Annotated in this window: 2 protein-coding genes and 1 pseudogene; all 3 read right to left on the bottom strand. The window is 40.8% G+C overall.

Going from position 1 to position 1168, the window contains the following annotated elements:
- Window positions 1–254 (bottom strand): annotated as a pseudogene (locus AC075L_RS06110) (hypothetical protein); the annotation flags it as partial.
- A 131-nt stretch (window positions 255–385) separates the two neighbouring features.
- Window positions 386–580, bottom strand: coding sequence for a hypothetical protein (locus AC075L_RS06105; RefSeq protein ID WP_476387357.1), 195 nt, complete (start codon window positions 578–580; stop codon window positions 386–388).
- Window positions 577–840, bottom strand: a complete 264-nt coding sequence (locus AC075L_RS06100; protein ID WP_476387356.1) for a hypothetical protein — start codon at window positions 838–840, stop codon at window positions 577–579. The genes AC075L_RS06105 and AC075L_RS06100 overlap by 4 nt, the downstream gene beginning before the upstream one ends.
- Between the last annotated feature and the right edge of the window lie 328 nt (window positions 841–1168).

Below are 1168 nucleotides of genomic sequence, written 5' to 3'. Positions count from 1 at the left end.
GACCGTGGGAACTGTTGGTTCCTGTTTTTCCGGCAGTGTCCCTTATGCCCGGGCTGGGCTCCGGGTTTTCTACCTGTCTTTTCCCTGCTGTTTGCAACCTTTTTAGGGCGCAGTGATTTCGAGGATGGTATGGAAGAGTTCTCATAATCACGGTTAAGCTGGGCCCTCAGTTTCTGGTTTTTTCCTTTTTCCTCTTCCAGTGCGGATTCTGCCGCGTACCTCAGATGGAACTGCTCCAGATATTTTTCATGCATCTGCTCATAGGCAATAGCATTTTTTTCACAAAGCTTCTCTGCAGTCTCCGGATCTCTCCCTGCTTTCTTTCCACAACTTTTTTATGTTCTTTTTCCATGTCCCCGTAAACCTGAAACCAATGTTCCCTGTTCTAACGGAGCTGGCGGACAGCATTTTCAAGTTCATTTTTGAGTTTTCGGACTTCACGTTCCATTTCCCTGCATCTTTTTTCACATTCTTCCTGCATGCGGACATAAGCAGCACCAGATTCAATTTCCCTGATCCTTGCTTTCAAAACTCTGTTTTCATATTGAAGATGCATATCATACTCAAAATTGACTCTCATCTGGTCTGGTCTTTTCTCATCTGCCGGATGATCTCTTCCTGTGTCTGGAAGAGTTCTTCCTGGACTCGGTATGCTTTTGTCAGTGTTGCAATATGTTCTTCTAAGTAATGGTTTCTTTCTTTTAATATCTGGATCATATCGTTCTGGCTTTTTACAAGCTGGTTCTGCTTTTGGAATGTATCATCAAACATACTGCACTGCTGTTCTAATTTCCAGCATCTGTATTTTAATGCCTGAATCTCTTTTTCGTATTGGTTCATTATCTTACTCCTGAAATCGTTGAAATCTATACACACATTATAAGGGAAAAGCCGCAAAAAAGCGAATCCGAGTGAATGTGGATAAAGTGAAAATGACGGATAAAAAAAAGTACATATTTTGTGGATAAAAAGGATCTCCATATGACTGAAACAGGAAAAGTATTCCTGCACTATCTGTATAAGCGTTTCTGGTGGAAGGTTATCCACCATAGAAAAAAGCTCTTTCGCATTATCCACAAAAGAGCTTTTGAGACATCAATGAAAAAATTATAATTCGTCATTTTTACTAATGCCCCCTGCAAGGGTCTGAACAGTAACCAATTCCATA

It is taken from the genome of Blautia sp. ZXY-1-B12, assembly GCF_056339915.1.
This window is presented reverse-complemented; position numbering and strand designations above follow the sequence as displayed.